This window comes from Coprococcus sp. TF11-13 (assembly GCF_003481085.1).
Lineage (GTDB): Bacteria > Bacillota > Clostridia > Lachnospirales > Lachnospiraceae > Coprococcus > Coprococcus aceti.
The window spans coordinates 34,382-59,100 of record NZ_QUKK01000006.1; the positions used below are offsets into that span (position 1 = coordinate 34,382).

At 46.9% G+C, this 24,719-nt stretch carries 22 protein-coding genes; 4 read left to right on the plus strand and 18 right to left on the minus strand.

Features of this window, described 5'->3' with window-relative positions; genetic code table 11:
- Positions 1-26 precede the first annotated feature (26 nt).
- A complete protein-coding gene (locus DXD11_RS10425; RefSeq protein ID WP_015534659.1) occupies positions 27-761 on the plus strand; it encodes a response regulator transcription factor in 735 nt (244 codons plus the stop codon).
- Entirely contained in the window at positions 761-2,329 is a 1,569-nt protein-coding gene (locus tag DXD11_RS10430) for a sensor histidine kinase (protein WP_243003517.1), read from the plus strand. The genes DXD11_RS10425 and DXD11_RS10430 overlap by 1 nt, the downstream gene beginning before the upstream one ends.
- 69 nt (positions 2,330-2,398) lie before the next feature.
- On the opposite strand, the gene DXD11_RS10435 is transcribed toward DXD11_RS10430, so the two are convergent.
- From DXD11_RS10435 to DXD11_RS10470, 8 genes are all read right to left on the minus strand, one after another.
- Positions 2,399-3,439: a hypothetical protein gene (locus DXD11_RS10435; RefSeq protein ID WP_118758360.1), complete on the minus strand. Its 1,041-nt coding sequence runs from the start codon at positions 3,437-3,439 to the stop codon at positions 2,399-2,401.
- A gap of 15 nt (positions 3,440-3,454) precedes the next feature.
- A complete protein-coding gene (locus tag DXD11_RS10440; protein WP_055224066.1) occupies positions 3,455-3,991 on the minus strand; it encodes a sigma-70 family RNA polymerase sigma factor in 537 nt (178 codons plus the stop codon).
- Positions 3,992-4,106: 115 nt separating this feature from the next.
- Positions 4,107-5,174 carry a WYL domain-containing protein gene (locus tag DXD11_RS10445; RefSeq protein ID WP_118758361.1) on the minus strand — a complete coding sequence of 356 codons (1,068 nt, stop codon included), beginning with the start codon at positions 5,172-5,174 and terminating at the stop codon, positions 4,107-4,109.
- Positions 5,175-5,193: 19 nt separating this feature from the next.
- Positions 5,194-5,691 carry a tRNA (uridine(34)/cytosine(34)/5-carboxymethylaminomethyluridine(34)-2'-O)-methyltransferase TrmL gene (gene trmL / locus DXD11_RS10450; RefSeq protein ID WP_022216959.1) on the minus strand — a complete coding sequence of 166 codons (498 nt, stop codon included), beginning with the start codon at positions 5,689-5,691 and terminating at the stop codon, positions 5,194-5,196.
- Between the two features lie 10 nt (positions 5,692-5,701).
- On the minus strand, positions 5,702-6,706 hold the full coding sequence (locus DXD11_RS10455; RefSeq protein WP_118758362.1) for an AIR synthase family protein: 1,005 nt from the start codon (positions 6,704-6,706) through the stop codon (positions 5,702-5,704).
- A gap of 223 nt (positions 6,707-6,929) precedes the next feature.
- Positions 6,930-8,234, minus strand: a complete 1,305-nt coding sequence (locus tag DXD11_RS10460) for an ATP-binding protein (protein ID WP_118758363.1) — start codon at positions 8,232-8,234, stop codon at positions 6,930-6,932.
- Positions 8,235-8,298: 64 nt separating this feature from the next.
- Positions 8,299-9,708 (minus strand): AI-2E family transporter, encoded by a 1,410-nt coding sequence (locus tag DXD11_RS10465; protein WP_118016929.1) that lies wholly within the window; start codon positions 9,706-9,708, stop codon positions 8,299-8,301.
- Positions 9,709-9,761: 53 nt separating this feature from the next.
- The gene (locus DXD11_RS10470) at positions 9,762-10,412 is read right to left on the minus strand and encodes a 3'-5' exonuclease (protein ID WP_022216962.1); all 651 of its coding nucleotides are present in this window, start codon (positions 10,410-10,412) and stop codon (positions 9,762-9,764) included.
- 195 nt (positions 10,413-10,607) lie between these two features.
- On the opposite strand from DXD11_RS10470, the gene DXD11_RS10475 reads away from it, so the two are divergent.
- Both DXD11_RS10475 and DXD11_RS10480 read left to right on the plus strand, forming a co-directional pair.
- Complete coding sequence (locus tag DXD11_RS10475; protein WP_117550224.1) at positions 10,608-11,210, plus strand: HAD family hydrolase; 603 nt, start codon at positions 10,608-10,610, stop codon at positions 11,208-11,210.
- Between the two features lie 11 nt (positions 11,211-11,221).
- Positions 11,222-13,327: an LTA synthase family protein gene (locus DXD11_RS10480; RefSeq protein ID WP_118016930.1), complete on the plus strand. Its 2,106-nt coding sequence runs from the start codon at positions 11,222-11,224 to the stop codon at positions 13,325-13,327.
- Here the strand turns inward: DXD11_RS10480 and DXD11_RS10485 are convergent.
- The 10 genes from DXD11_RS10485 to atpA form a co-directional block, all read right to left on the minus strand.
- Entirely contained in the window at positions 13,300-14,739 is a 1,440-nt protein-coding gene (locus tag DXD11_RS10485) for an MATE family efflux transporter (RefSeq protein ID WP_118016931.1), read from the minus strand. The genes DXD11_RS10480 and DXD11_RS10485 overlap by 28 nt on opposite strands.
- A complete protein-coding gene (locus tag DXD11_RS10490) occupies positions 14,693-15,619 on the minus strand; it encodes a patatin-like phospholipase family protein (RefSeq protein WP_118016932.1) in 927 nt (308 codons plus the stop codon). The genes DXD11_RS10485 and DXD11_RS10490 overlap by 47 nt, the downstream gene beginning before the upstream one ends.
- A 24-nt stretch (positions 15,620-15,643) precedes the next feature.
- Complete coding sequence (gene hydF / locus DXD11_RS10495) at positions 15,644-16,879, minus strand: [FeFe] hydrogenase H-cluster maturation GTPase HydF (protein WP_118016933.1); 1,236 nt, start codon at positions 16,877-16,879, stop codon at positions 15,644-15,646.
- A gap of 19 nt (positions 16,880-16,898) precedes the next feature.
- Positions 16,899-18,317 (minus strand): [FeFe] hydrogenase H-cluster radical SAM maturase HydG, encoded by a 1,419-nt coding sequence (gene hydG, locus DXD11_RS10500; protein WP_015534643.1) that lies wholly within the window; start codon positions 18,315-18,317, stop codon positions 16,899-16,901.
- A 58-nt stretch (positions 18,318-18,375) separates the two neighbouring features.
- Positions 18,376-19,002, minus strand: a complete 627-nt coding sequence (locus DXD11_RS10505; RefSeq protein ID WP_022216967.1) for a hypothetical protein — start codon at positions 19,000-19,002, stop codon at positions 18,376-18,378.
- A 151-nt stretch (positions 19,003-19,153) separates the two neighbouring features.
- Positions 19,154-19,879 carry a lysophospholipid acyltransferase family protein gene (locus tag DXD11_RS10510; protein WP_022216968.1) on the minus strand — a complete coding sequence of 242 codons (726 nt, stop codon included), beginning with the start codon at positions 19,877-19,879 and terminating at the stop codon, positions 19,154-19,156.
- Between the two features lie 567 nt (positions 19,880-20,446).
- Complete coding sequence (gene atpC / locus DXD11_RS10515; protein WP_117550214.1) at positions 20,447-20,851, minus strand: ATP synthase F1 subunit epsilon; 405 nt, start codon at positions 20,849-20,851, stop codon at positions 20,447-20,449.
- A 13-nt stretch (positions 20,852-20,864) separates the two neighbouring features.
- The gene (gene atpD, locus DXD11_RS10520) at positions 20,865-22,253 is read right to left on the minus strand and encodes a F0F1 ATP synthase subunit beta (RefSeq protein WP_022216970.1); all 1,389 of its coding nucleotides are present in this window, start codon (positions 22,251-22,253) and stop codon (positions 20,865-20,867) included.
- Positions 22,254-22,290: 37 nt separating this feature from the next.
- Positions 22,291-23,175 carry an ATP synthase F1 subunit gamma gene (gene atpG, locus DXD11_RS10525; protein ID WP_022216971.1) on the minus strand — a complete coding sequence of 295 codons (885 nt, stop codon included), beginning with the start codon at positions 23,173-23,175 and terminating at the stop codon, positions 22,291-22,293.
- A 41-nt stretch (positions 23,176-23,216) separates the two neighbouring features.
- Positions 23,217-24,719: a F0F1 ATP synthase subunit alpha gene (atpA, locus tag DXD11_RS10530; RefSeq protein WP_022216972.1), complete on the minus strand. Its 1,503-nt coding sequence runs from the start codon at positions 24,717-24,719 to the stop codon at positions 23,217-23,219.

The window sequence follows — 24,719 nt, forward strand, 5'->3', positions numbered from 1 at the left end:
ATAAATTTACTGGGAGGTTTATATATATGAGCAAAAATAATATTCTCATCGTTGACGACGACGAGAACATCGCAGAGCTTATATCACTCTACCTCAACAAAGAGTGTTATGAGACCGAGATAGCCGCAAGCGGAACGGAAGCTCTACAGTTATTTGAGGAATATTCACCTGATCTGGTTCTCCTGGATGTCATGCTTCCGGGAATGGACGGCTATCAGGTGTGCACAGAGATAAGGAAGACATCGAATACACCTATCATCATGCTCTCGGCCAAGGGTGAGGTATTTGACAAGGTGCTGGGGCTTAAGATCGGTGCAGATGATTATATCGTCAAGCCATTTGACTCCAATGAGCTGGTGGCAAGGGTCGGCGCCCTTCTCAGAAGGTCAGCCATGACTGAGAGTGCACAGAAGCAGCCACAGAGCGCAGCTTACGATGTCACAAGTGCGGACCATGTAGGTACATTTGTGGAGTATGACGGGCTGGTCGTAAATATCTCCAACTACACTGTAACCTTTGAGGGACACAATCTCGAGATGCCGCCAAAGGAGCTGGAGATCCTCTACTTCCTCGCCAGCAGACCTAATCAGGTATTCACCAGGGAGCAGCTTCTGGACAAGCTGTGGGGATACGAGTATGTGGGCGACACTAGAACCGTGGATGTACATATCAAGAGACTTCGTGAGAAGCTGAACAACAATCATAACTGGAGCATTGCCACTGTATGGGGCATAGGCTACAAGTTTGAATGGAGATCATAATGAAGAAAACAGCATTTGACAAGATCGTGGTCGGATTCGTAGTGCTGGTTGTGATCATATTTGCACTGCTCATGGTGTACAGTATATCAACAGCACAGAATTCTGTTCTCTCAGAGCGCAAATCCACCATGAAAAACGAGATCACAATGCTTGCCGACGGCGCCATGACTGATTACAGCAACGGAACCATTGACAGCAAGGAATTATACAAGGAGCTTCAACATGCGGCGGATACCCTGGACATGGGAATCTGGCTCACCGATGAACGCAGCAACATTATTTTCAGGTCGGGAAGCTCTTCAGGAAGCAGTGAATCCGGTGGATCTTCCAAGGATTCAGATTCACACAGCAGCACAAATGACAACCTCAAGAATTATGTGGAACCGGATGAATTGTTTGCATCATTCTGCTTCGAGAATACATTTGGCGGCTATTTCTCGGAGGACACTCTGGTGATCGGCCAGCCTCTCTACTCGTGGAACAATTACATGGGAACTATCATCCTGACATCACCTATGACATTCAAGCAGGATATAAAGAGCAGGATGCTTTCAACGACATTTGTGCCATTCCTGATTCTCATGCTGATAGCCATGATTGCGCTTATGCTCATGTCAAACAGCCTGCTCAAGCCTATACGTGAGATCATCAAGACGTCCAAGTCATACGCCCAGGGTAACTTCAATGCCAGGGTAAATGTGACCGCGAAGAACGAATTCGGCGAACTTGCGAGATACATGGAGGAGATGGCAGATGAGCTGAGCCGTTCAAATGAGTACAGGAAGTCATTTATATCAAATATATCCCATGACTTCAGATCGCCACTCACATCCATCAAGGGTTACATAGAGGCCATGCTGGACGGCACTATTCCACTGGAAAAGCATGAGAAGTACCTCGGCATAGTGTTAAATGAGGCACAGAGACTGACCAAGCTGACACAGGGACTTCTGGAGCTGAACAACTTCGATTCATTTGACCTGCAGCTTGACAAGTCCAACTTCGATATCAGGGATATCATCACGCCAACCATCAATACATTTGAAAAGAGATGTAATGACAGGGGAATTTTCCTGGACAGCGTCTTTCTCACGGACAACACCGTGGTATATGCCGACAGGACCAAGATACAGCAGGTTATATACAATCTGGTTGACAACGCCATAAAGTTCACACCTGAGGGACGTCAGATCAGAGTTCAGGTGACCGAGAAGGACAACAAGATATTTACAAGTGTCAAGGATGAGGGTGTGGGAATTCCAAAGGATGCCCAGAAGAAGGTATTTGAGAGATTCTACAAGACGGATCCGAGCCGTGGCAAGGACAAGACCGGAACCGGACTGGGACTGGCAATAACCAAGGAGATCATCAAGGCTCACGGCGAGCAGATCACCCTTACATCCGAGGAGGGCGAGGGAAGCGAATTTATCTTCTCTCTTCCTAAGGAGAAGGATATGCAGGTGCCTATCAAGCCTGTGCATGTCGAGCACACTGAACACCACTCCGATACAGACATATCATCGTCTGGCGTGAAGAGCAATGGCAAATTCAGGATCAAGGACTCATAACATATCGCAGAATATTAAAGCCGGGGTATTACCCCAGAGAATGTCTCTGTTGTAATACCCCGGCTCTATTTATTTCACTTTACATTTCCTACCATCTATCCACACATTTTTCACCTGTGAAACATCTATCGGCTTAGTGAAGTTCAACTCCATTCTCTGTATGCTGTCGCCATCACCGGTCTTGCCGATTCCATATACTACATCTTTCAATTCTTTATTGTCTGTCATCTCAAGTATTATATTCTCCAGCGAGTCATCATCGACCGCCGCATTTTCAGCAATGTCAATGGTTATGCCCTTTGTATTTATTGTACATTTTTCAATGCCATCTATGCCGGATACATCCACACTATGTCCCTGCATATCATCCTGAACCTTAAACTGTAAGGTCCAAGGGCCATCCACTTCGTCTGCTACATAGGTGACCGCGCCATCACTTGATTTATTTTTGTTGAACAGGGTAATGCTGTTACATCTCATGGTGATGACATCCCCCACCTTGTATGCATTTTTCTTTTTTAACTTGTATACAATATCAGACATTGTCTGCTTGTTCGTGAGCGAGATTCCATCGCCAGGAGCCGTGCTGCCCGCATATTCACTGACGATGTTCGCACCGCCTTCTATTATCTGCATCTGAGCATCAAAGCTCTCATATTTTTCTGTGTCAAAGTCATCGTATGTGATCACCATCGCAATGTTGACCTGATCGCCATCCACTGCTACCTTCTTCAGATCAAAGCTTACTTTTGCATCGGACTCGGTTATCACCTTTACACTGCCCTTATACTCGTTATTTATGTAGCTCTCGTCCACATATTTTGATGGAATAACACTTCCTGTCTCCCTGCTCAGACTATCAAAAAACCATGCCAGCGAGCCGTTCTCTGCCGCATATGTCAGTCCGCCTCCCGACAGGATCAGAACAGCCGCCACTGCCGCTGCCACCGTCTTCCATCCATGATTTCTTCCGGTTTCCCTCGCCTTCACCTTGTGCCTGAGCCTCTTCACACAGGCATCCTTCTCTTCATCCGACATATCCATGGTCTCAATGTCCACATTTACATCGTTCATAACATCATATACATTTCTGTCTTTTCCGTTTTTCATGATCATTCACCGCCTTTACACTTGTTTCAATCGACTTCTTGCTCTGGACATTCTGCTGTAGATAGATGATGAAGATACCCCATAATCTTCCGCTATCTCATCTACACACTGGTCATCCCAGTAGTACCTCAGAATGATGTCCCTGTCTTCGTCCGACAAACCACTCAGCAGCTTTTCCATGCTGTCCGATATCTCCTCATTGAGTATCTCCAGCAGGTTGTCATTTGCAAGCTTGTTCTCATAGTCTGCTATGTCTTCCTCCGAACATCTTCTGCTGTATCTTCTCAGATAATCTATGGATCTGAATCTTGCAATTGCCGTTATCCAGCTTCTGAACGAGCCTTTGCTCTCGTCAAATCTGTCTATATTGTTCCATACATCCAGAAACACATCGTCCATGCACTCTTCAATTTCCTCCGGCATGCCCGAAAGATTCTTGTACACAGCGGCTTTCACCTGCCCGCCATATTCCTGAACCACAAACTCCAGAGCTTTCTCATTATGCCGTTTCAGCTTCGATATATAATTGTTCCTAGTTACTATATCATTCACCTCCCCGTGTGTTTCTAATATATATTCCGATCAAAATCTGTGTTTTCTTGCATTAAAAGCGATTTTTTTTATAAAAAAGCTGCCAGTTTTTTGAATTATACTGACAGCCATCTCTTTAATTATTATATTTGTTATTCATTTCCTTTACAGCCTCACCGATCTGGGCTCTGAGCTCTGTGGGATAAATGACCTCCACCGAGGTTCCATACTGCATCGCCCAGTGCGCCATCGCCTGACGGCTGCACACAAGCCGCACGTAAGTTACATCTTCCTCAGTCTCCCTGAAGCCTTCGTACTGTCTGGCTATATTTTCATCGACCACATCAAAGTTTCTTCCAAACCAATCCACCACATCCGATATGGCAGCCTTTCTGACACGCATCACTATGGTCACCGGCTCATCGGCAAACATATAGATATGCTCAGCCATATGCTTTGGAAGGTTGAGTCCATGCTCCATTCCCTTTACCTCTGTGCGGTTCTTCACAGGCCTGTCAACTATCTGGACCTGTGTCATCTTATCCACTCTGTAATTCGACAGATTGTCATACTTGTCGTAATTGCAGATGAGGTAATACTTTCCGTCATTCGCCACCATCTGATACGGATTGACTACGTACGGCTCCTCCCGCCTCGGATGAAGCTTCTTGTCCTCACCATAATTATTGTACACAAATGATATCTGCTTCTTCTCAGATATGGCATCGTCTATCATTCCCACGTTGAACAGTGTCTGCTTGTTGCTGGTGTGCTCGAGACCCGGAAGACTGCTCACATGCGTCATCTTGTTTGTAAAATATATATTTGACAAACCTGCTATCTTGTCTATGAGCTGGCTTGCCTGACCAGCCGGTATGGTCTTGGAGAACAGGATACTGTCTATCATCATTCGAAGCTCTGCATCGTCAAACTCGTGGTTGTAATACCAGTTCGACGTGAGTATCTCCTTTGTGCCATCCTTCTTTTCTCGCTCAGTCTCGGTGTACTCAATGTCATAGCCATAATCCACCAGACAGTTGAGATTTGCCTTTACGGATTTTCTGTCCACGGTGATATCATAGTCCTCTTTGAGCTTCGCTATGATATCCTTCTGATCCATGGTGTGGTCACAGTCCGTGTATTTCTTCAGTATGTCCAGAATGCATATGTTCAGCATCTTTTTTCCACTTGTAGGATACGCCATGTATATTCCCCCTCTATCACTACATGTCCCAACTAAGGCGATGTAGATTTCCTGCTTCCTCTAGACCTGGGAAATCATTCTGTCTGAGTGCTTCATACAGCACTATTGCCACAGAGTTGCCCAGATTCAGTGAACGAATGTCCGGGAACATTGGAATCCTGATAGATGTATCCTTATAATCAACCAGGATCTCCTCAGGTATACCCGCGCTCTCCTTGCCGAACATGATGTATGCGTCATCCTCAAACTTCACATCTGTATACTTCTTCCTGGCTTTGGTTGTCGCCATGTATATCTTTGCTCCGGGATTCTTTGCAAGGAAATCCTCGAAATTCACATATGTTGTCACATCCAGCTTGTCCCAGTAATCAAGCCCGGCACGCTTCAGCTGTTTCTCATTTATCTGGAAGCCCAGCGGCTCTATGAGATGCAGTCTTGCGCCTGCTGCCACACATGTTCTTCCTATGTTGCCTGTATTGGCCGGGATCTCCGGCTCATGTAATACTATATTTAGCATACTACTCCTCCTATAAAAACCTTGGCGGTGTAAGAAATCTCCTCTCGTCGTCGTGCACTACAACCCTATCGCTTTTTTCCGTAAGATGACCTATGACTGAAGCCTCATATCCTGCCTCATAGAGCTTATCAGCCAGCAATTTTCCATCCGGAACTACGAAGAGTGCAGAACCACAACCATCTATCATATACGGATTATCCCCGGTGTGCTCACATATCTCTATTGTCTCCTGAAGTATCGGTATATTGTCATGACATACCTCAAGCCCGCACTTCAGCGCATCTCCCATCTCCCAGAGAGCTGCAAATACGCCGCCCCTCGATATGTCGTGTGAATATATACAGCCATGATCTAATGCTATGTCAACCTGGCCGCCAAGCAGTATAAGCTGCTCGAGCTGCTCCACAGGTCTCAGATAGCTCTCCGAATACCTCTCAAAAAGCTCCTTCTGATTATCATAATAGATCTTCAGGGTTCCACCAACACCAGTCTGTCCACACATAACAATGTCCATACCGGCCAGTCGTTTTGATCCACACAGGTCTAAATCATCATATCCTGCATATTCCTGACCTGCATGCCTTCCCATCATAGTCACACTTATAACCGGCTCAGATACAGCATTATTCACCTCGGTATGCCCCGTAATAATATCTACTCTATATTCCACACATATGCCCGCAAGCTTTCTGAGCAGTTTCTTCATGCGTCGTTCATCGTCATCAGGCATAACTATGGTATCTACTGCCGCCCATGGCATATATCCGCCAATCCTTATACTGTTGTAAAGTCTCGCTATATCAAGTCTGAGTCCCATATACCCGCTGTCACAGCACACACCAGCCGCAACATTCACGCTTTTAGCTGCGCCGGGGTCTCCGCTACCCCCATCACGCAACAAGAGCCGGGCATAGTCATCTCCTATTCCGGCTCTCGTCACATCGTCGTGGACAGTACGTGGCAGACTCTTAAGTATCGATCGCACCGTCTGGTGCTCTCCAAACTTTCCTCTCATATCTACTCTCCAATTCGACCTGTTTTCCTATTAGAATGCTGAAACTAAAAGTGTAACAACCATTGCGATACACAGAACCACAACAATTATTCTGGATACCAATGTCTTACCTTTCTTGCTGCTAAGATCTATCATCTTTCCACACTCCTTATCAAAGTATCTTGCTCTACAAAATTAACTTAATAATAACAAAATATAAACCGTAGTTCAACAGCAATTATTTTTACAATCCCTGCCCCTTAAGGTAGTTGATAAACTGCTGTGCAGTACGTCCGCTTATGCCGCCATGTGCAAGCTCCCACTTGTTTGCCTCTGCGCAGAGCTCCTTCTCGTCCATGGTGATGTGCTCCTTCTCAGCAAGTCCCTTGACGATCTCAAAGTATTCCTTCTGTGAAGGTGCGCTGTAGCTGATCGTGACTCCGAATCTGTTGACCAGTGACAGCTTCTCCTGAATGGTATCACTTCTGTGAATACCATTGTTATTCTCCATATCATTCCTGTCGTTCCATGTCTCCTTGATGAGATGACGGCGGTTGGATGTGGCATATATGAGCACATTGTCAGGTCTGATCTCAAGTCCACCCTCGATGACAGCCTTGAGGTACTTGTACTCTATCTCAAATTCCTCAAATGAAAGATCATCCATGTATATGATAAATCTGTAATTTCTGTTCTTGATAAGCGATATGACCTGCGACAGATCCTGGAACTGATGCTTGTATATCTCTATCATACGAAGTCCTCTGTCATAGTACTCGTTGATGATCGCCTTGATCGTGGTTGACTTTCCTGTTCCACTGTCACCAAAGAGAAGTGCATTGTTCGCCTTGCGGCCCTCCACAAATGCCTCAGTGTTGTCCACGATCTTCTTCTTCTGGATCTCATATCCGATGAGGTCATCCAGCATGACATCCTCTGTGTTATTTATAGGTACAAACTCCAGATCTCCGTGCTCACGGGTGATCCTGAACGCCTTGTTAAGTCCGAACATACCCACACCATAAGCCTTGTAGAATGATGTAACTATATCAAATATCTGGTCCTCGTTCTCTGCCTCCTCTATGGCATTGCTGACAGCCTGAACCTTCTCACTGACATTCTTATTGTACATTCTCTCCTTCTTGCCTATGGACCTATAGTTGTTGATAGTTGAGAAACAGTCTATTCCAAGTGCGCTCTCTATCTCTGAGAAATCAAAGTCGAACAGCTTCTTGAATATCCTGAAATCATTCTTGGCGAAATAATTAACGGTTCCGTCATTTGCTCCTACCTTCTCACTGGTTATACTGAATGAGTTCTCATTGGTGATGAGTATAAATGCCAGATAGTTGTGCCACAGATTCTTATCGAATCCATAACTGGTAGCAAGATCCAGAAGTCTCTTGATCTGATCGTATATGCGGGCACACAGCTCCGCATTCTCACACCTCTTGAGATTAAAATCCTCAAATATTCCAGACAGCTTCATAAGTATACTGTCCTCTCCAAGATCTCTGTATAAAACCAATTTCGCTATGTCTCTGTACATGTGTATATCCTTCTTTCTGAACGGCTATATGTATCACCACACAGATGATGCCATATATGAGCCGTTATTTCTTTCTCTTCTTGTAGTTTTTATTTCTGCTACTGTTTCTGACTGTATTGTTTCTTTCTATGTTATTTCTTTCTGAGCTATTTCTTCCCGTATTGTTTCTGCTTGTGTTGTTTTTCCCAGAATTGCCGCTTCCGGCTGTACTGCCCGGTGCATTTGACTCATTCGTCCCGGTCTGCCCGGCGTCCACCTTGCTGACATCAGACGCACATTCCTCATCCAGCCTTCCATTCCATCGCCCCTCGGGGATGTTGCATGCCAGATTATATTTCTTCCACGATATGCCCTTGTCTCTGAGTCTCTTAACCACATATTCTTCAGACATCGCATACAGGACGGAGAAAAGCGGTACAAATATGAGCATACCCAGAATGCCCAACATATCACCTCCAAGCATGACCGCCACAAGTACCCATATAGATGGAAGTCCCACCGAACCGCCAACAACATGAGGATATATGAAGTTTCCCTCTATCTGCTGCAACACGACAAATATGATCAGAAACACTATGGCACGCTTCGGATCCTCTACCAGGATCATAATCGTTCCGGCAAAACATCCGACAAATGCTCCAACGACCGGGATCAGTGCAAATACTGCTATGATGATGCTGACCGTAAGCGCATACGGAATACGGAATATGGTCATCGTAATGAAAAACATAAGTCCAAGTATGCACGCCTCAAGGCACTGACCTGAGATGAACTTGGAGAAGGTCTTATCCGCAAGAACACAAGTCTGAATGAATCGGTCCGCCTTTTCTTCCCTGAACACCGCATACAATACACCCTTTACCTGCTTCTCCAGAGTCTCCTTCTGAGCCAGTATGTAGCACGCAAAGAACAGTCCCACCAGAACATCGACCACGGCGCCTACCACACTGCTGGCAATGGAGAACGTGGAAGACAATACACTGCTGCCGCCGTTCTTCACAATACCAACCACATTTGATATAAGTGCATCCCAATTAATATTGATACTCTTTATCTTATCCACTATCTCCGGCTGGTCCTTCATCAGCTTGATCGCCTTCCTCTGTATATCATCCATGGCCGATGGCAGCTTCTCTGCAAACATAGTTATAGTCTTGGACATCTCAGGTATAATCATAGTTATTGCAAACGTGAGAACAGCTATTATGCACAGGAACGACAGTATGAGGCACACTGGTCTCCTGAACCTGTACAGTCTGCTGTCTTTATTCTTAAACAATACCTTTTCAAGTCCCTTCATAGGTACATTCACCACAAATGCTATGGCAAATCCTATGACAAATGGCATGAGTATATTGATGAGCCAGCTGAACATACTGGACACCTTATCAAAATTAAACAGTACATATGCAAACAGCACCACACCGCACAATATAATCACGGTCCTCACTGTATCCCTCTTATTCCAGTTCATGAAGTCCTCCTAATAATCCACATTATTATTCTATGTAGTCATCAATTACATATCTATTCACCCAGATGTATATCTCCAAATGCCTCGGACAGGGAATATGTCAGATTCTTCTTGGGCTTGTACACATCGATGACCGGGGCCATGATCCTGAAAAAATTCTCCTCATCCTTTGAGAGCTTGAACACCTCAGCGGTATTCCTGGCATCCCACAGGGCATCATGCTCTGCCCCCTGAAAGTTTTCTCCCAGATAAAACACAGCGTCCGACAGTGATATCCTTCTTGACGTTCCTATGAGCTTGGCATATTCCTTCTGGAAATCCTTCCACCTTGATATGATACTTTCCAGCCCGGGGTGCGTGTATTCCTTCAGCCTGGCCTCCTTGCGGAGCTGTCTCAGGTCATTCTCACTCCATGCGTATATCACATCGGCATCAGCACACCACTCTATAAAGCTCCCCATGGCAAAAGCATATGAAGGAGCATCCTCCACCATATCATCTGTTATTCCTGTGAGCTTTATTATACGCGAAGCCATGGTTCCATATGCCGGCTTCACATAACTCTTAAACGAATCTATCTCATTATAATCTTCATCCAGTTTAACCGCACCGATCTCTATGATCTCGCTCTTACATATTTTCTTTTCCTTCTTATACTCTGAATCTATCATATTCATTTCAAAGTCCACAAATACGTATATCATACACTGTATTTCCCCTTACATTGCCGATTTAATCATTGTAACACTGTGACCGGAAAACTGTAAACAAGCATATTAGGTATTTGTCAGCATTTCCGCAAATATTTGAGTATATTTTTGTCCTATTATGAGTTAAAATTTCTGTGACGACATAATCTGCACTTATACGGCAGCATACGACACGAAAGGAATATACATATGAAAAATATAATCTTTGATATTGGCATGGTCCTCGTAGACTTCCACTGGAAAAGCACCATGGAGAAGCTTGGCATACCAGCGGACGTGATAGATACTCTTGATCACAACATGATAAACCACCCTATGTGGAATCATTTTGACCTGGACGATATGCCTGAGCCAGAGCTCATCAAACGTTTCAAGGAACTCAGCCCGGAATGCAGCAGCTACATAGACCTGTTCATGAACAATCTCGATGAAGTGGTGGATATGTTCCCGGGAGCCGACATGTGGCTCAAGGATCTCAAGTCCAGAGGTTACAACATCTACCTCCTGTCCAACTACCCAAGAAGACTGTTTGCACTCCACACGCCTAGATTCCACTTCCTGCCTTACACGGACGGAAGAGTGGTCTCCTATGAATACCACGTGACCAAGCCAGACGCCGCCATCTATGAGCATCTCTGCAACAAATATAACCTTGTCCCTGAGGAATCCATTTTTCTTGATGACAGGCAGGCGAATCTCGATGCCGCCGCAAAGCTTGGTTTCCACACTCTTCTGGTCACAGATCCTATAGGAGTGAGGGGCGCACTTGACGACATACTCACACGCGAATAAGGAGATGCCCGATGAAAACAGATACAACTCAAAGCAGACACAGTGGTCTGCTGTGGCGTTCCATATTCTTTCCGCTGGCCTTTATTTATATGGAGCTCCTGTTTCACATTGCAATTTATGGATCTGCAGGCAGCAGCATACTACATCCCCTGACATTTGCGCTGGCATGCGGACTTACCCTGTCAGCACTGACCTCCTTCTGGCACAGATATGCAAATGCAGCCATAGCCTACCTGCTGTGGAGTATATTTACGATCTACTATATTGCACAATTTGTATACTATAAGATATTCAGAACATTTTTGAGTCTGGTGTCCATCGGCGGTGCCCAGGATGCTATGAACTTCAGGACTGTGCTTTTTTCAGCATTGCGATCCAACTGGTATATCATAGTGCTGTTCCTGCTTCCACTTATATGTCTTATCATCATGAACAGGTTCTGGTTCTCATTTGGCAGATGCCGCATCGGGCAGAAGCCTGGTGTGCTCAGGGCAGTGCTGGTGCAGCTGGGTATCTCCGTAGCTGCATGGGTACTTGCCATCTGTATTCTGGCAGTGCACGGGACTGCGGCCTATACTCCATATGCGCTGTTCCACGGACGCTATGTACTTGAACTGTCCATGAACAAGCTTGGAGTCATGGTCACCACGGGAAGAGACTGTGTGACCATGGTGACTCAGAGCAGCCAGAGCAAGACATTTGAGCTTGCAGATATTGGAGATAATCAGTCAGATGCACAGACTGCCGCATTAGATATCAATGCCGCATCTGCGGACGGGACAGATTTTTCATCAGCTTCTCAGACCGGCGGCTCAGATCAGGCGGCAGGATCAACCGAGGCCGGTGAGCCGGCATATGTTCCACAGATTGATGAGAGCATAGACTTCAAAGGTCTGTACAACCAGACCGACGACGAGGAGCTTAAAAACCTGACGGCATATTTCTCGGGGGTACAGCCAACTTACACGGACGAATACACCGGCATGTTCGAGGGGTACAATGTGGTATTTGTCACCGCTGAAAGTCTCAGTACATATGGAATATCCAGGGAGGCCACACCGACACTGTACAAGATTTATCACGAAGGCTTTGAATTTACTAACTTCTACAACCCACTGTGGTATCACAGCACCATAGACGGCGAATATACCAACTGCCTTAGCCAGTATCCGGCATCCTCCAAATGGAGCTTTGAGGCATCCGCGGACACCTATCAGCCATACGCCCTCGGCAATATGTTGAACGCACAGGGCTACAAGAGCTACGGCTACCACGACTTTGATGCCACATACTACGACAGAACAAGAACCCATCCGAATATGGGCTACACCACCTTCAAGGCCATCGGCGCAGGATTGGATATTCCTGACCACGTTATGTATTCCGATCTCGAATGTATGGAGGCTGTGTATGGGGATTTCATTCAGGATGACAAATTTAACATGTATTTTATGAGTTTCTCCGGCCATCTGCCTTACAATTACGACAATCAGTATATATGCATGATTAACAGGGAGGGAGCCGAGAATGTCCTCTCCGGAAAAGGGTACTCAGATGAGGCCATAGCCTATGTTGCAGCCCAGATGGAGCTTGACAAGGCTCTGGAATTCCTGATGGATAAGCTGGAAGAGACTGGCAAGCTGGACAACACTCTGTTCATCGTGGCACCTGACCACTATCCTTACGGACTCAGCGACGGCACCTACAACGAGCTTGCGGGCAAGGACATAGAGAATGATGACTTTGAGCTTCACCACAACCAGTTTGGTATATGGAGCTCATCCATGGAGAAGCCAGTAGTTGTCGACAAGCTCTGCTCCAGTGTGGACATACTTCCAACTGTGTTAAACCTTCTCGGAGCCGACTTTGACTCAAGACTCCTGGCAGGACGCAACATTTTGTCCGATTCCGATGAGCTTGTGATCTTCGCGGATCAAAGCTTTATGACCGACAAGGTCAGGTACGATGCCAGCACGGGGGAGACCTCTTACTTCGTCCCTGAGTCACAGATCCCTGATGGATACGTGGATCAGATGATCGAGGAGGTTGAAAACCGGCTGTATATATCGGACGAGATGATAAACACGGACTATTTTTCATTTGTATATAGCAGATAAAAGGCCGAGACAATCCCCGCCAGCACATCGGCGGCGGTCTGGACAAAAGCCACTCCATCTACGCCATACATGCGCGGCAGTATGAATACCAATGGTATAAAACATACTCCCTGCCGCAGGGCGGATATGAGGGTGGCTTTTCCATATGCTCCAAGAGCCTGATAGTACATTCCGGTCACCAGACACACAGCTGCAAACGGCATGGATATGGCATGCGCCCGGAGAGACAGCGCCGCAAGCTGCATAGCTTGAGTGCCACCTTCATGCAAGAATACACCGGCCACCTCGGATGCCCACACCCAGGTCGCAGCACCCATGGCACACATGAATATAACCGCAGTTATCATAGTAAATCTCAGAGATGCCCTGACCCTGGATGAAAGTCCTGCACCATAGGCAAACCCGCACACCGGGGCAAATCCTTGTCCATAGCCCACCAACACCGCAAATATGACTGCAAATATCTTATTTGCAACTGTGATGCCCGCCATGGCTCCATCTCCGTACTGCCTGCAGCTTCTGCTTATCATGACCGCCGCAAGGCACATGAGCCCCTGTCTCAGGAAGGATGGCAGCCCTGTTCTCACTATACGCACCCCATATCTGAAGCTCCACAAGTCTGATATATGCAGCCTTACCACGCTGCACCTTGACCTGACACATATATACATTATGGCAAGACTTATCCCCTGTCCGGCAAGGGTCGCTATGCCTGCACCGGCTATTCCAAGTCCAAGCACTCTCACCAATATATAGTCAAATAACGCATTTGACAGTCCTCCTGCCAGAATACCCAGCAGGGCAAGATACGGCTGCCCCTCAGCCCGCAGGGCATTGTTCAGAACATAGGCACCGCACATGACCGGAGCCGCGAGCATGATATATATTCCATACTGCCCAGCAGGAGCAAGACTTGTGTCCGTGGCCCCCAGAAGTCTTACCACATCCTCCCTGAACACGGCAAATATAACCGCCATGACCGCGCCCGACAGTATTCCTCCCGCCAGTGCCGTGGCAAGCGTCTGCTCCGCCTCACGCTTCTTCTGCTTACCGAGGAGTCTCGCTATCTCACTTCCAGCTCCCATGCCCCAGGTGTAACCCACAGCCTGTATCAATGCCATGACAGAGAACATGATCCCCACTGCGGCCACACTGCTTTCTCCAAGATCTGAGACAAAATAAGTGTCCACAATATTGTAGGAGGTTGCCACCAGCATGGTGAATATTGTAGATACCGAAAGTGACAGTATGAGAGAAGGCACAGGAGTCTCAGCCATTTTGCTGTGATTCTCCTGTGCCTTCTTCTGTGTATCCACACTCTCAGGAATGTCCATTCCCGAAAGTATCAATATGTCATATATTCCATTATCGGGTCTGCTGTGTAACCGCCGTCTGTTGCTGCGCCTGTCCATGTGTGTAGTCCCTGCTTTCTTCCTTACTCTCACGCAGGAATTTCTTAACCTGCTGCAATTTCTCCTTTGCATCGTACACACCCAGCTCATACATGGCCTCGATCATCTCCGGCTTCTTCTCAAGCCTTGATATCTCTATAGTCTCACTCGGTCTGATTATCAACGTATCACCCTCCTTTTCAAGCTCCTCCAGCTTGTCCAGGGTCTTGTTGTAATACATGTGTCTCATGTGACATCTTTTAACGAACTCAGGGTACTCCCTGTACCTTCCGGCCTCCAGCCTGAGCATCTTGTCCGGGCCCTTGCGGTATCCCTCCGGTCTTGTCAGAACTACTATATTTCTCCTGTAGCCCATCCTTCTGAATGCAAATATCGGTATGCTGTCGGATACACCTCCATCCAGCAGCTTCATTCCATCGACCTCTACAATATTGGACACCAGTGGGAGGGATGCCGAAGCCCTCACCTTATTCACATCCTCAGGCTTTCTCATGTCCGTACACTCCAGATACTCCGCCTCTCCTGTATCCAGATTAGAACATCCCACATAGAGCTTCGTAGGATTTGCAAGGAATGCATCGTAGTCAAGTGGATCCAGTTTCTCCGGGATATCGTGGTAGCAGAACTGCTCACTGCAGATATCTCCTGTAGTTATGAGGGAGTACAGGCTCATGTAGTGCTTGTTGTTCCTGTACTTCATATTGTAACGCATGTTGCGCCCTCTCTGTCTCGCCACATAGGAGAGTCCATGTATGGCTCCCGCCGACACCCCTATGACACCGTCGACCTCTATATCATTGTCCATGAACACATCCAGGACTCCGGCGGTATATATGCCTCTCTGGCCGCCGCCCTCAAGTACCAAACCTGTCTTTGCCATATCGATCACCTTTCATCCAAATATTTATATATCCGTCTTTGTCTGAAAAATCCTCAGACTCCTGTCAAGAATCCCATTCATATGAGCTATAGCAGTTCCATAATTCGTCATCGGGATACTCTGCTGCTCCGCCCTTCCCTGACGACTCTTCATCTCGCGTTCATTCAGCATACAGCCTCCGCAGTGTATCACCAGATCATATCCTGTCAGATCCTCCGGGAATTCCGTTCCGCTGACAAATGTAAATTCAGGCTCAAGTCCCGTGTATCTGCGTATCCATCTCGGCAGTTTCACAGTTCCTATATCATCACACTGTCTGTGATGGGTGCAGCCCTCGGCTATGAGTATCCTTGGAGGTCTGCTGTCCGCATCTGTACGCTGGCCTTCATCCCTCAGCCTGTCCAGGACATATGCGCCATTTACCGCCGCATCAAGCTGCCCTTTAAATCTTGCCATCAGTATTGAGAATGACGTCAGATATATGTCATACGGCACGATCTTCATAACCTTTGCAAATGCCTGGGAGTCAGTGACCACCAGAGATACATTCCCCTCCAGCCGTCTCAGAGTATCCTCAAGCTCCGTGTCCCTGCACACCACAGCCGTAGCTCCGGTCTCAAGAACATCCCTTATGACCTGCTGCTGCGGAAGTATCAGCCTGCCCTTCGGAGCTGCAGAATCTATCGGTATGACCAGCACCACCATGTCTCCAGGCTGTATCAGATCTCCGACCAGTCTCCTGGTCATGGTGTCTGTCACCGTGAGCTTTCCTATCAATTCCTTCAGCTCCTCTATTCCCTGTCTGCGCTCTGCGCTGACCCATATGGAATTCTCCGCTGAATTCTGAACCATTGTATCATCTTTAACGAGATCACTCTTATTGTACGCAATTATATAATTTATATTCTTCTCTTTGAAAAGCTCTGTGAGCTCCCTGTCCGCCGCCGAAAGGCCAACCGAACCATCAACTACGAGCACAGCGACATCTATCTTCGCAAGCACCTGCCTGGTCTTCGACACCCTGAGTTCACCCAGCTCGCCGGTATCGTCTATTCCCGGTGTATCTATGATGACCACCGGTCCAAGCGGAAGCAGCTCCATGGACTTGTACACCGGATCCGTGGTGGTTCCCGCCACATCCGACACAACAGCAAGGCTCTGCCCCGTCACTGCATTTACCAGACTGGACTTGCCTGCGTTCCTGCATCCAAAGAAACCTATATGCACTCTGTTTGCCGACGGTGTATCGTTTAAACTCATTTTGCTCCTCCACAATGTGTTAGAATCTAAAATCTCTGTCTCCGTGCTTTATCCTGTCAAGTCTCTCGACCACTATCTGTCTGACTTTCTCATTCGGAATATTCTTCAGCTCATCCTGTATGAGTCTCCGGCCTATCTCCGCGGTCTCCGGCGAAGCATAATCCACCAGATATTCCTCCAGCGTCATGAGTGCGTTCGGATGACAGCAGTTCTGTATCTGTCCGCTCTTGCACAGGCTCATGAACCTGTCGCCGGTTCTGCCCTCTCTGTAACATGCCGTACAGAACGATGGTATATAGCCCTTGGTCATCAGCCAGTTCACAACCTGATCCAGAGTTCTCGTGTCGCTGACATCAAACTGCTCCGACTTCTCATCCTCTGGCTCCGGCTCATAGTAGCCACCCACACTGGTCTTGGAACCACCGCTTATCTGCGACACTCCAAGCCTTATGATCTCATCCCTGACCGTTGGATTCTCCCTTGTGGAGATTATCATTCCTGTATAAGGAACGGCGATTCTGATACATGCTGCGATCTTGCAGAATACATCGTCGCTTATTCCGTTGTCAAATGCCTCAGGATCTATGTCGTCAGCCTTCTTGACTCTTGGCACACTGATGGTGTGCGGACCAACTCCATGAACAGCCTCAAGGTGCTCCGCATGCATCAGCAGCCCCGCAAATTCGTACCTATACTTGTCCAGACCAAAGAGCACTCCCAGACCCACATCGTCTATACCACCTTCCATAGCACGGTCCATAGCCTCTGTGTGATATGCATAGTCATGCTTCGGTCCATATGGATGAAGCTTCTCATACGCTTCCTTATCGTAGGTCTCCTGGAAGAGGATGTACGTTCCAATTCCTGCCTCGTGCAGCTTCCTGTAGTTCTCCACTGTGGTCGCCGCTATATTTACATTTACACGCCTTATTGCACCGTTCTTGTGCTTGATGCTGTATATCGTGTCTATACACTCCAGGATGTACTCGATAGGATTCATCTGAGGATCCTCACCGGCCTCAATGGCCAGTCTCTTGTGACCCATATCCTGCAGTGCTATGACCTCCCGTCTCACCTCTTCCTGGGTGAGCTTCTTTCTGGCTATATGCTTATTCTTGATGTGATACGGACAATACACACACCCATTTACACAGTAGTTGGACAGATACAGCGGCGCGAACATAACTATTCTGTTGCCGTAGAAGTCCTTCTTGATCTGCTCCGCCAGATCATATATCTCATTTATCTTGTCCGGCATCTCACACGCAAGAAGCACGGATGCCTCCCTGTGGGTAAGCCCCTTCCTGAGCTTTGCCTTCTCTATGATACTGTCGATAAGCTCCACATTGTCCTTGTTCTGATCCGCATAGTCCAGCGTCTCACGGATCTCGCCATCATCTATGAAGTCCTCTGCCTTCATGGATCTCACATCATACATTTTTTGTCAGCCTTCTTTCTTGTATACTGTATGCCATTCCAATCTTATACACACAATATTATTCAGTGGTCTCCGCCTCTGTTGTCTCCTCACTGTCAGCATCCCCGGAATCGACCGGCGTACTCATGCTGTCTATTTCATCCGGCATACGGACATAGTCCACATACCAGCCATCGTCGCACTTCAACATACATTCCTGAACGTGTACCGTGACCTCGCCGCCATCCTTGCCTGTCACTATCCAGTCGGCTTCCACACTTCTGTACTGGGACACGCCCTTAACTCCGTTGTCCGCAAATTGCTGCTGCACATCCTCTATATTGCTCACCGCCTGTATATCGGTGACCTTGCACTCGATCGTATCTATATCCCCGACCTGCTCATCTGTATACGCTCTGAACTTGTTTATATATATGTCCTGTATGTCACTCACCGACAAAACCTTTGACGAATCCTCAAACTTCTTCACGTATCCCGGGGCTATCATGTCAGCCATCTCTCCGCCATCGCCAAATGCGTATATGCGGGCGGTCTCCTTTGCCAGCTTGTCCGCCTGATATGAAAATCTGTAATAGATCACATAAAATACCGCAAATACTACCACGATCGCCACTGCCAGAACTATTATAAGCTTCTTGAGGAATCCGCTTTTTTCATTACTGTTTCTCTCTTTACTCTGTCCCATATCTCTACTTCCCAATCCTTGTTTTTGTGGTTAAATACCCTTTTATATTGTATTCACCTGATTTGATATAGTCAACACCTAGCTTCCGTAACCCCCGAACGGGCAGATCATCAACATGACCTGCCCGTTCAGAATAATTATCCATATATCGTTACCAACAATTCATTGTCTCCATCGTATCAAGCTTCCTCTGGATCTTGTCAACGACCATATCCCTGATCTCTGTGGTCGTCTTATCCGCTATAACCTCATATGGGATCGGCTCCAGAAATGCAAGCTGTGTCGTCACACGCCTCAGTGACCATCCTTCAAATGGCTTGAAGGAATCATACAGCACGACTGGAACGATAGGACACTTCGCCTTCTTGGCGATCTTGAAGCTTCCCGGCATGAACTCCTTGAGCTCATTGTGACTGTGATCGTATCCTCCCTCCGGGAATAAAATATATCTCCTTCCCGCCTTGATCTCCGTGGATACATCGTTTATAACCTGTACCTGCTGCTTTATGTCTTCCTTGTCAAGTCTCTGTGCCTTCACAAGATCTGTAAGCTGATCTGCTATGAACAGCTTCGACCTCTTGGCATCCATGACATACGTAATCGGTTTGTCATGGGAAACTATAACTCCCAGTACATCATACTTACCCTGATGATTGGCATACATGATATATCCGCCCTCCTTAGGAAGGTTCTCCATACCCGTGGCAACCGTCTTGATAAAAGCACGACGTCTCACATGATTGCACATAACCTGTGCCATCTGATAACATATATCCTCACCATATTTTTCCGGGTGCCTAGCATAATACGACATCTTTGGCACATAGTACATGATCAGAAACAAGCACGAAACTATTACCCAAATAAATCTTAACATAAATACCTCTAACCAAATACCTTTAACTCAAAAATGTGTGCATATACATGCACACGTCCTCTTTTTCATAAACTCTTATATACATAGTTCACTGTATATACAGTGAACCATATACTATCTAGTAATTTTCTCAGTAAAGGCAAAAGTTGTCAAGTAACATTTTATCTATTGTGTCTGCACATAAAAAGGCAACGCCACATCGGTTTCATCGTCCCGCTGCTGGCACTGCCTTTTATAATAGACTCGAAGTCCCGCGCTGACGCGCTCTGTCTTCGTCCCGCTGCATCTTTCGACTGACGGGATTCTTCTAGACTCGAAGTCCCGCGCTGACGCGCTCTGTCTTCGTCCCGCTGCACTTTCGACTGACGGGATTCTTCTAGACTCGAAGTCCCGCGCTGACGCGCTCTGTCTTCGTCCCGCTGCACTTTCGACTGACGGGATTCTTCTAGACTCGAAGTCCCGCGCTAACGCGCTCTATGTTCGGCTTACGCCGAACGACTTCTCGTTAAAACCGCTTGAAACCCCCAAATGCCTGCAAGCAGGCGCTTGGGGTTTCTGCGCTGGGTTTTATATCTTCTCTGTTACTCTGAGTCTTGTGAGTGCACGGGCAAGTGATGCCTCGCTCTGCTTGTATTCCTTCAGACTCTCTTTCTGTCTGAGTCTCTCTTCCGCTCTGATCTTTGCCTCCTTGGCTCTGACCCTGTCGATATCCTCCGGCTTCTCTGCGGAATCCACGATAAGGACAACTCGGTTATTTACTATCTGAACAAAGCCCTCACCGACAACACCGACTACCTGCTCACCCTTGCTGGTGGTAATCCTGATCTCGCCTATGCTGGTGGCTATGACCATGTTCTCGTGATGTGCAAGAACCGCTTTCTCTCCATCTTCAAGTGGAAGAATGATCTTCTCTACTCGGCCTTCGAAGAATATCTTATTGCTGGAAATAACTCTCAGATAAAATGTATTCATCTACGCACTTCCTTTACTGACCTTTCTCGGCCTTTTCCTTTACTTCCTCTATAGTACCTACATTGAAGAATGCCCACTCAGGATACTCGTCCATCTCACCGTCAACGATCATCTTGAAGCCCTTGATCGTATCCTTGAGACTTACATACTTTCCAGGAATACCTGTGAAGTTCTCAGCAACATGGAATGGCTGTGACAGGAATCTCTGAACCTTTCTGGCTCTGGTAACTGTAAGCTTATCCTCATCTGACAGCTCCTCCATACCGAGGATTGCGATGATATCCTGCAGCTCCTTGTACTTCTGAAGTATCTCCTGTACACGTCTTGCAACATTATAATGCTCCTCGCCGACTATATCAGCCTCAAGAATTCGTGAGCTTGACTCCAGCGGATCTACTGCCGGATAGATACCCTGCTCAACAATCTTTCTTGAAAGAACTGTATTTGCATCCAGATGCGCAAATGTTGTGGCTGGGGCAGGATCTGTAAGGTCATCGGCTGGCACATATACGGCCTGGACTGACGTGACTGATCCTTCCTTGGTAGATGCGATTCGCTCCTGAAGCTCACCCATCTCATTTGCAAGTGTTGGCTGATAACCAACGGCTGATGGCATACGTCCGAGAAGTGATGAAACCTCTGAACCTGCCTGTGTAAATCTGAATATATTGTCGATGAACAGAAGCACATCCTGATGATTTACATCACGGAAATACTCTGCCATTGTAAGTCCTGTCTCTGCAACTCTCATTCTGGCTCCAGGTGGCTCATTCATCTGTCCGAACACCAGGGCGGTCTTGTCGATAACGCCTGACTCGCTCATCTCTGTCCACAGATCATTTCCCTCTCTTGAACGCTCTCCAACACCGGTGAATATTGAGTATCCACCATGTACGGATGCGATATTCTGGATAAGCTCCTGGATAAGGACTGTCTTACCAACTCCGGCACCGCCGAACAGACCGATCTTACCACCCTTTGAGTAAGGTGCAAGAAGATCTATGACCTTGATACCTGTCTCAAGTATCTCAATGACAGGACTCTGATTCTCAAATGTTGGCGGCTCTCTGTGGATTACCCAGTGCTCTGTGTCTGAGAGATCCTCCTTGCCATCTATTGTCTCACCAAGCACGTTGAACAGACGTCCAAGTGTCTGATTTCCTACTGGAACTTTGATTCCTGATCCGGTCGCAACGACTTCCATATCTCTTGAAAGTCCCTCGCTGGCGGACAGCATGATACATCTTACTGTATTATTTCCTACGTGCTGTGCTACTTCCATAACACATTTTTTTCCATGATTATCTACTTCAAGAGCATCCTTGATGTATGGCAGATCGTTGTCTGGAAATTCTACGTCTACGACAGGTCCCATGACCTGTACTATCTTACCATTTTTCAAAACATCAGACCTCCTTTACAATTATTTATTGAGCTTATTAGCTCCTGTCTCTCTGAGCTCTGGCGCCGCCCGCGATCTCTGTGATCTCCTGCGTTATGGCTGCCTGCCTTGCTCTGTTGTATTTGATATTGAGATCATCCAGCATCTCCTTGGCACTCTTTGTGGCTGAGTCCATCGCCATCATTCGGCTGTTCTGCTCACTGCAGAAGGACTCTACCAGAGCGCCGTATATATATCCCATGACACAGTTTGGCACGATCCGGTCAAGCACTGCCTTCGGTGAAGGCTCCATGGTAATCTCCTCGTGGAACACATCCGCAGGAACGCCTGCGAAGTCAGTCCTCTTCATAGGGAGGAGCTGTATCATCTGCGGTTCAACGACCACACTGCTCTTCATGTTGGTATATATGATGTATACCTCATCTATATCGCCATTCTCATAGTTCTCAAGCATCTTGTCCGCTATGACTCTGGCTCTGTGAAGACTAGGATTCTGCGCTGTATACTGGAAATGTATATCTATAGGCACTCCCTTCTTTGCGAAGTAGTGTCTTCCCACCTGGCCGACTACATACAGCTCACTGTTTGGGTGGGCTGCAAGCTCCTGCTCAGCGATCTTGATTACATTGTGGTTGTAGGCACCAGCCATACCTTTGTCGGCGGTAATGACCAGATAACCTCGCCTTCTGTCCTCTTCCTTGATTCCCTCTCTGCTGTCGAAGTACAGATGCTCCATCTCAGGAACATGTCTGAGCATTCTGGCAAGAGCAACCTGGAGTGTGTAGAAGTAAGGCTCCGTGTTCTCAAGATCTGTCCTCGCCTTTTTCAGCTTGGACGATGAGATCATATACATTGCATTGGTGATCTTCTGAGTATCCTTGATACTCTTTATTCTATTCTGGATTTCTTTGGTATTTGCCAATCAAATCACCTCTCAACGAATCTTCTGATTTCTCCTGAAATCTATCTCTCGATAAACTCCTTAGCAGCTGCGACTATCTTGTCCTTCAGCTCATCGGTAAGCACCTGCTTCTCCTCGATCTCATCCACGATATCCTTGTGGGCACTGTGGAAGTATTCAAGCATCTCAAGTTTCTTCTTCTTGACCTCTGAAACCTCTACCGGAAGGAATACCTTATTGGTAGCTGCTACCAGGATGATAACCTCCTCTGCCATTGACAGCGGATTGCACAAAGGCTGCTTTAAAAGCTCCATAAGTCCCTTGCCGTACTGCAGCTGCTCCTTGGTGTTCTCATCCAGATCTGAACTGAACTGTGTGAACACCTCCATCTCTCTGTACTGTGCCAGATCGATACGGATACTTCCTGCGGCCTTCTTCATCGCCTTTGTCTGCGCTGCACCACCAACTCGTGATACCGACAGACCGACGTTGACAGCAGGTCTCATACCTGAGAAGAACAGATCGCTCTCGAGGAATATCTGTCCATCTGTGATAGATATAACATTTGTAGGTATATAAGCAGATACATCGCCTGCCTGTGTCTCGATAATAGGAAGGGCTGTGATGGAGCCTCCGCCCAGCTCATCCTTAAGCTTACTTGATCTCTCAAGAAGTCTTGAATGGAGATAGAATACATCTCCAGGATATGCCTCACGTCCTGGTGAACGTCCGAGAAGCAGTGACAATGTTCTGTAAGCAACAGCGTGCTTTGACAGATCATCGTACACGATCAGCACATCCTTGCCCTTATGCATGAAATACTCAGCGATCGCTGTACCTGAATAAGGCGCAATATACTGAAGTGGTGCTGAATCACTTGCTGTAGATGCAACGACTATCGTGTAGTCCATGGCATCATATTTGTTCAGGTTATTTACAACCTTGGCTATTGTTGAAGCCTTCTGGCCTATAGCCACATATACACAGATGACATCCTTGCCCTTCTGATTCAGAATGGTATCTATCGCTATGGATGTCTTACCTGTCTGTCTGTCTCCTATGATCAGCTCTCTCTGTCCTCTTCCGATTGGGAACATGGCATCTATCGAGAGGATTCCTGTCTGAAGCGGCTGGTTGACCGACTTACGATCAACTATGCTTGGAGCCGGATTCTCTATTGGACGATAATCCGTTGACTCTATGCTGCCCTTTCCATCTATAGGTGCTCCAAGGGCATCAACTATACGTCCGATAAATGCATCGCCTACAGGGATGCCTGCACGCTTTCCCGTTCTGCTGACCTTTGTTCCTTCTTTGATTCCTGTATCACGACCGAACAGAATACATCCTATCTCTGTTCTTCTGATATCCTGAACCATACCTTTGACACCATTCTCAAAAACAACGATCTCGCCGTACATGGCATTGTCTATACCGTATACGGTTACGATTCCATCACCTACATAGATGACCTTACCGACTTCTTTGTCCCTGGAGTCAAAATCATAATTCTCTATCTCTTCTTTGAGTATAGAAATAATATCCTCTGAACTAATTGAACTCAA

Bases quoted from the DNA above. Each gene is read 5' to 3' on its own strand.
- DXD11_RS10425 (WP_015534659.1), top strand. From the start codon at position 27: ATGAGCAAAAATAATATTCTCATCGTTGACGACGACGAGAACATCGCA.
- DXD11_RS10430 (WP_243003517.1), top strand. From the start codon at position 761: ATGAAGAAAACAGCATTTGACAAGATCGTGGTCGGATTCGTAGTGCTG.
- DXD11_RS10435 (WP_118758360.1), bottom strand. From the start codon at position 3,439: ATGAAAAACGGAAAAGACAGAAATGTATATGATGTTATGAACGATGTA.
- DXD11_RS10445 (WP_118758361.1), bottom strand. From the start codon at position 5,174: ATGGCGTATCCTACAAGTGGAAAAAAGATGCTGAACATATGCATTCTG.
- trmL (WP_022216959.1), bottom strand. From the start codon at position 5,691: ATGCTAAATATAGTATTACATGAGCCGGAGATCCCGGCCAATACAGGC.
- DXD11_RS10455 (WP_118758362.1), bottom strand. From the start codon at position 6,706: ATGAGAGGAAAGTTTGGAGAGCACCAGACGGTGCGATCGATACTTAAG.
- DXD11_RS10460 (WP_118758363.1), bottom strand. From the start codon at position 8,234: ATGTACAGAGACATAGCGAAATTGGTTTTATACAGAGATCTTGGAGAG.
- DXD11_RS10465 (WP_118016929.1), bottom strand. From the start codon at position 9,708: ATGAACTGGAATAAGAGGGATACAGTGAGGACCGTGATTATATTGTGC.
- DXD11_RS10470 (WP_022216962.1), bottom strand. From the start codon at position 10,412: ATGATATACGTATTTGTGGACTTTGAAATGAATATGATAGATTCAGAG.
- DXD11_RS10475 (WP_117550224.1), top strand. From the start codon at position 10,608: ATGAAAAATATAATCTTTGATATTGGCATGGTCCTCGTAGACTTCCAC.
- DXD11_RS10480 (WP_118016930.1), top strand. From the start codon at position 11,222: ATGAAAACAGATACAACTCAAAGCAGACACAGTGGTCTGCTGTGGCGT.
- DXD11_RS10485 (WP_118016931.1), bottom strand. From the start codon at position 14,739: ATGGACAGGCGCAGCAACAGACGGCGGTTACACAGCAGACCCGATAAT.
- DXD11_RS10490 (WP_118016932.1), bottom strand. From the start codon at position 15,619: ATGGCAAAGACAGGTTTGGTACTTGAGGGCGGCGGCCAGAGAGGCATA.
- hydF (WP_118016933.1), bottom strand. From the start codon at position 16,879: ATGAGTTTAAACGATACACCGTCGGCAAACAGAGTGCATATAGGTTTC.
- hydG (WP_015534643.1), bottom strand. From the start codon at position 18,317: ATGTATGATGTGAGATCCATGAAGGCAGAGGACTTCATAGATGATGGC.
- DXD11_RS10505 (WP_022216967.1), bottom strand. From the start codon at position 19,002: ATGGGACAGAGTAAAGAGAGAAACAGTAATGAAAAAAGCGGATTCCTC.
- DXD11_RS10510 (WP_022216968.1), bottom strand. From the start codon at position 19,879: ATGTTAAGATTTATTTGGGTAATAGTTTCGTGCTTGTTTCTGATCATG.
- atpC (WP_117550214.1), bottom strand. From the start codon at position 20,851: ATGAATACATTTTATCTGAGAGTTATTTCCAGCAATAAGATATTCTTC.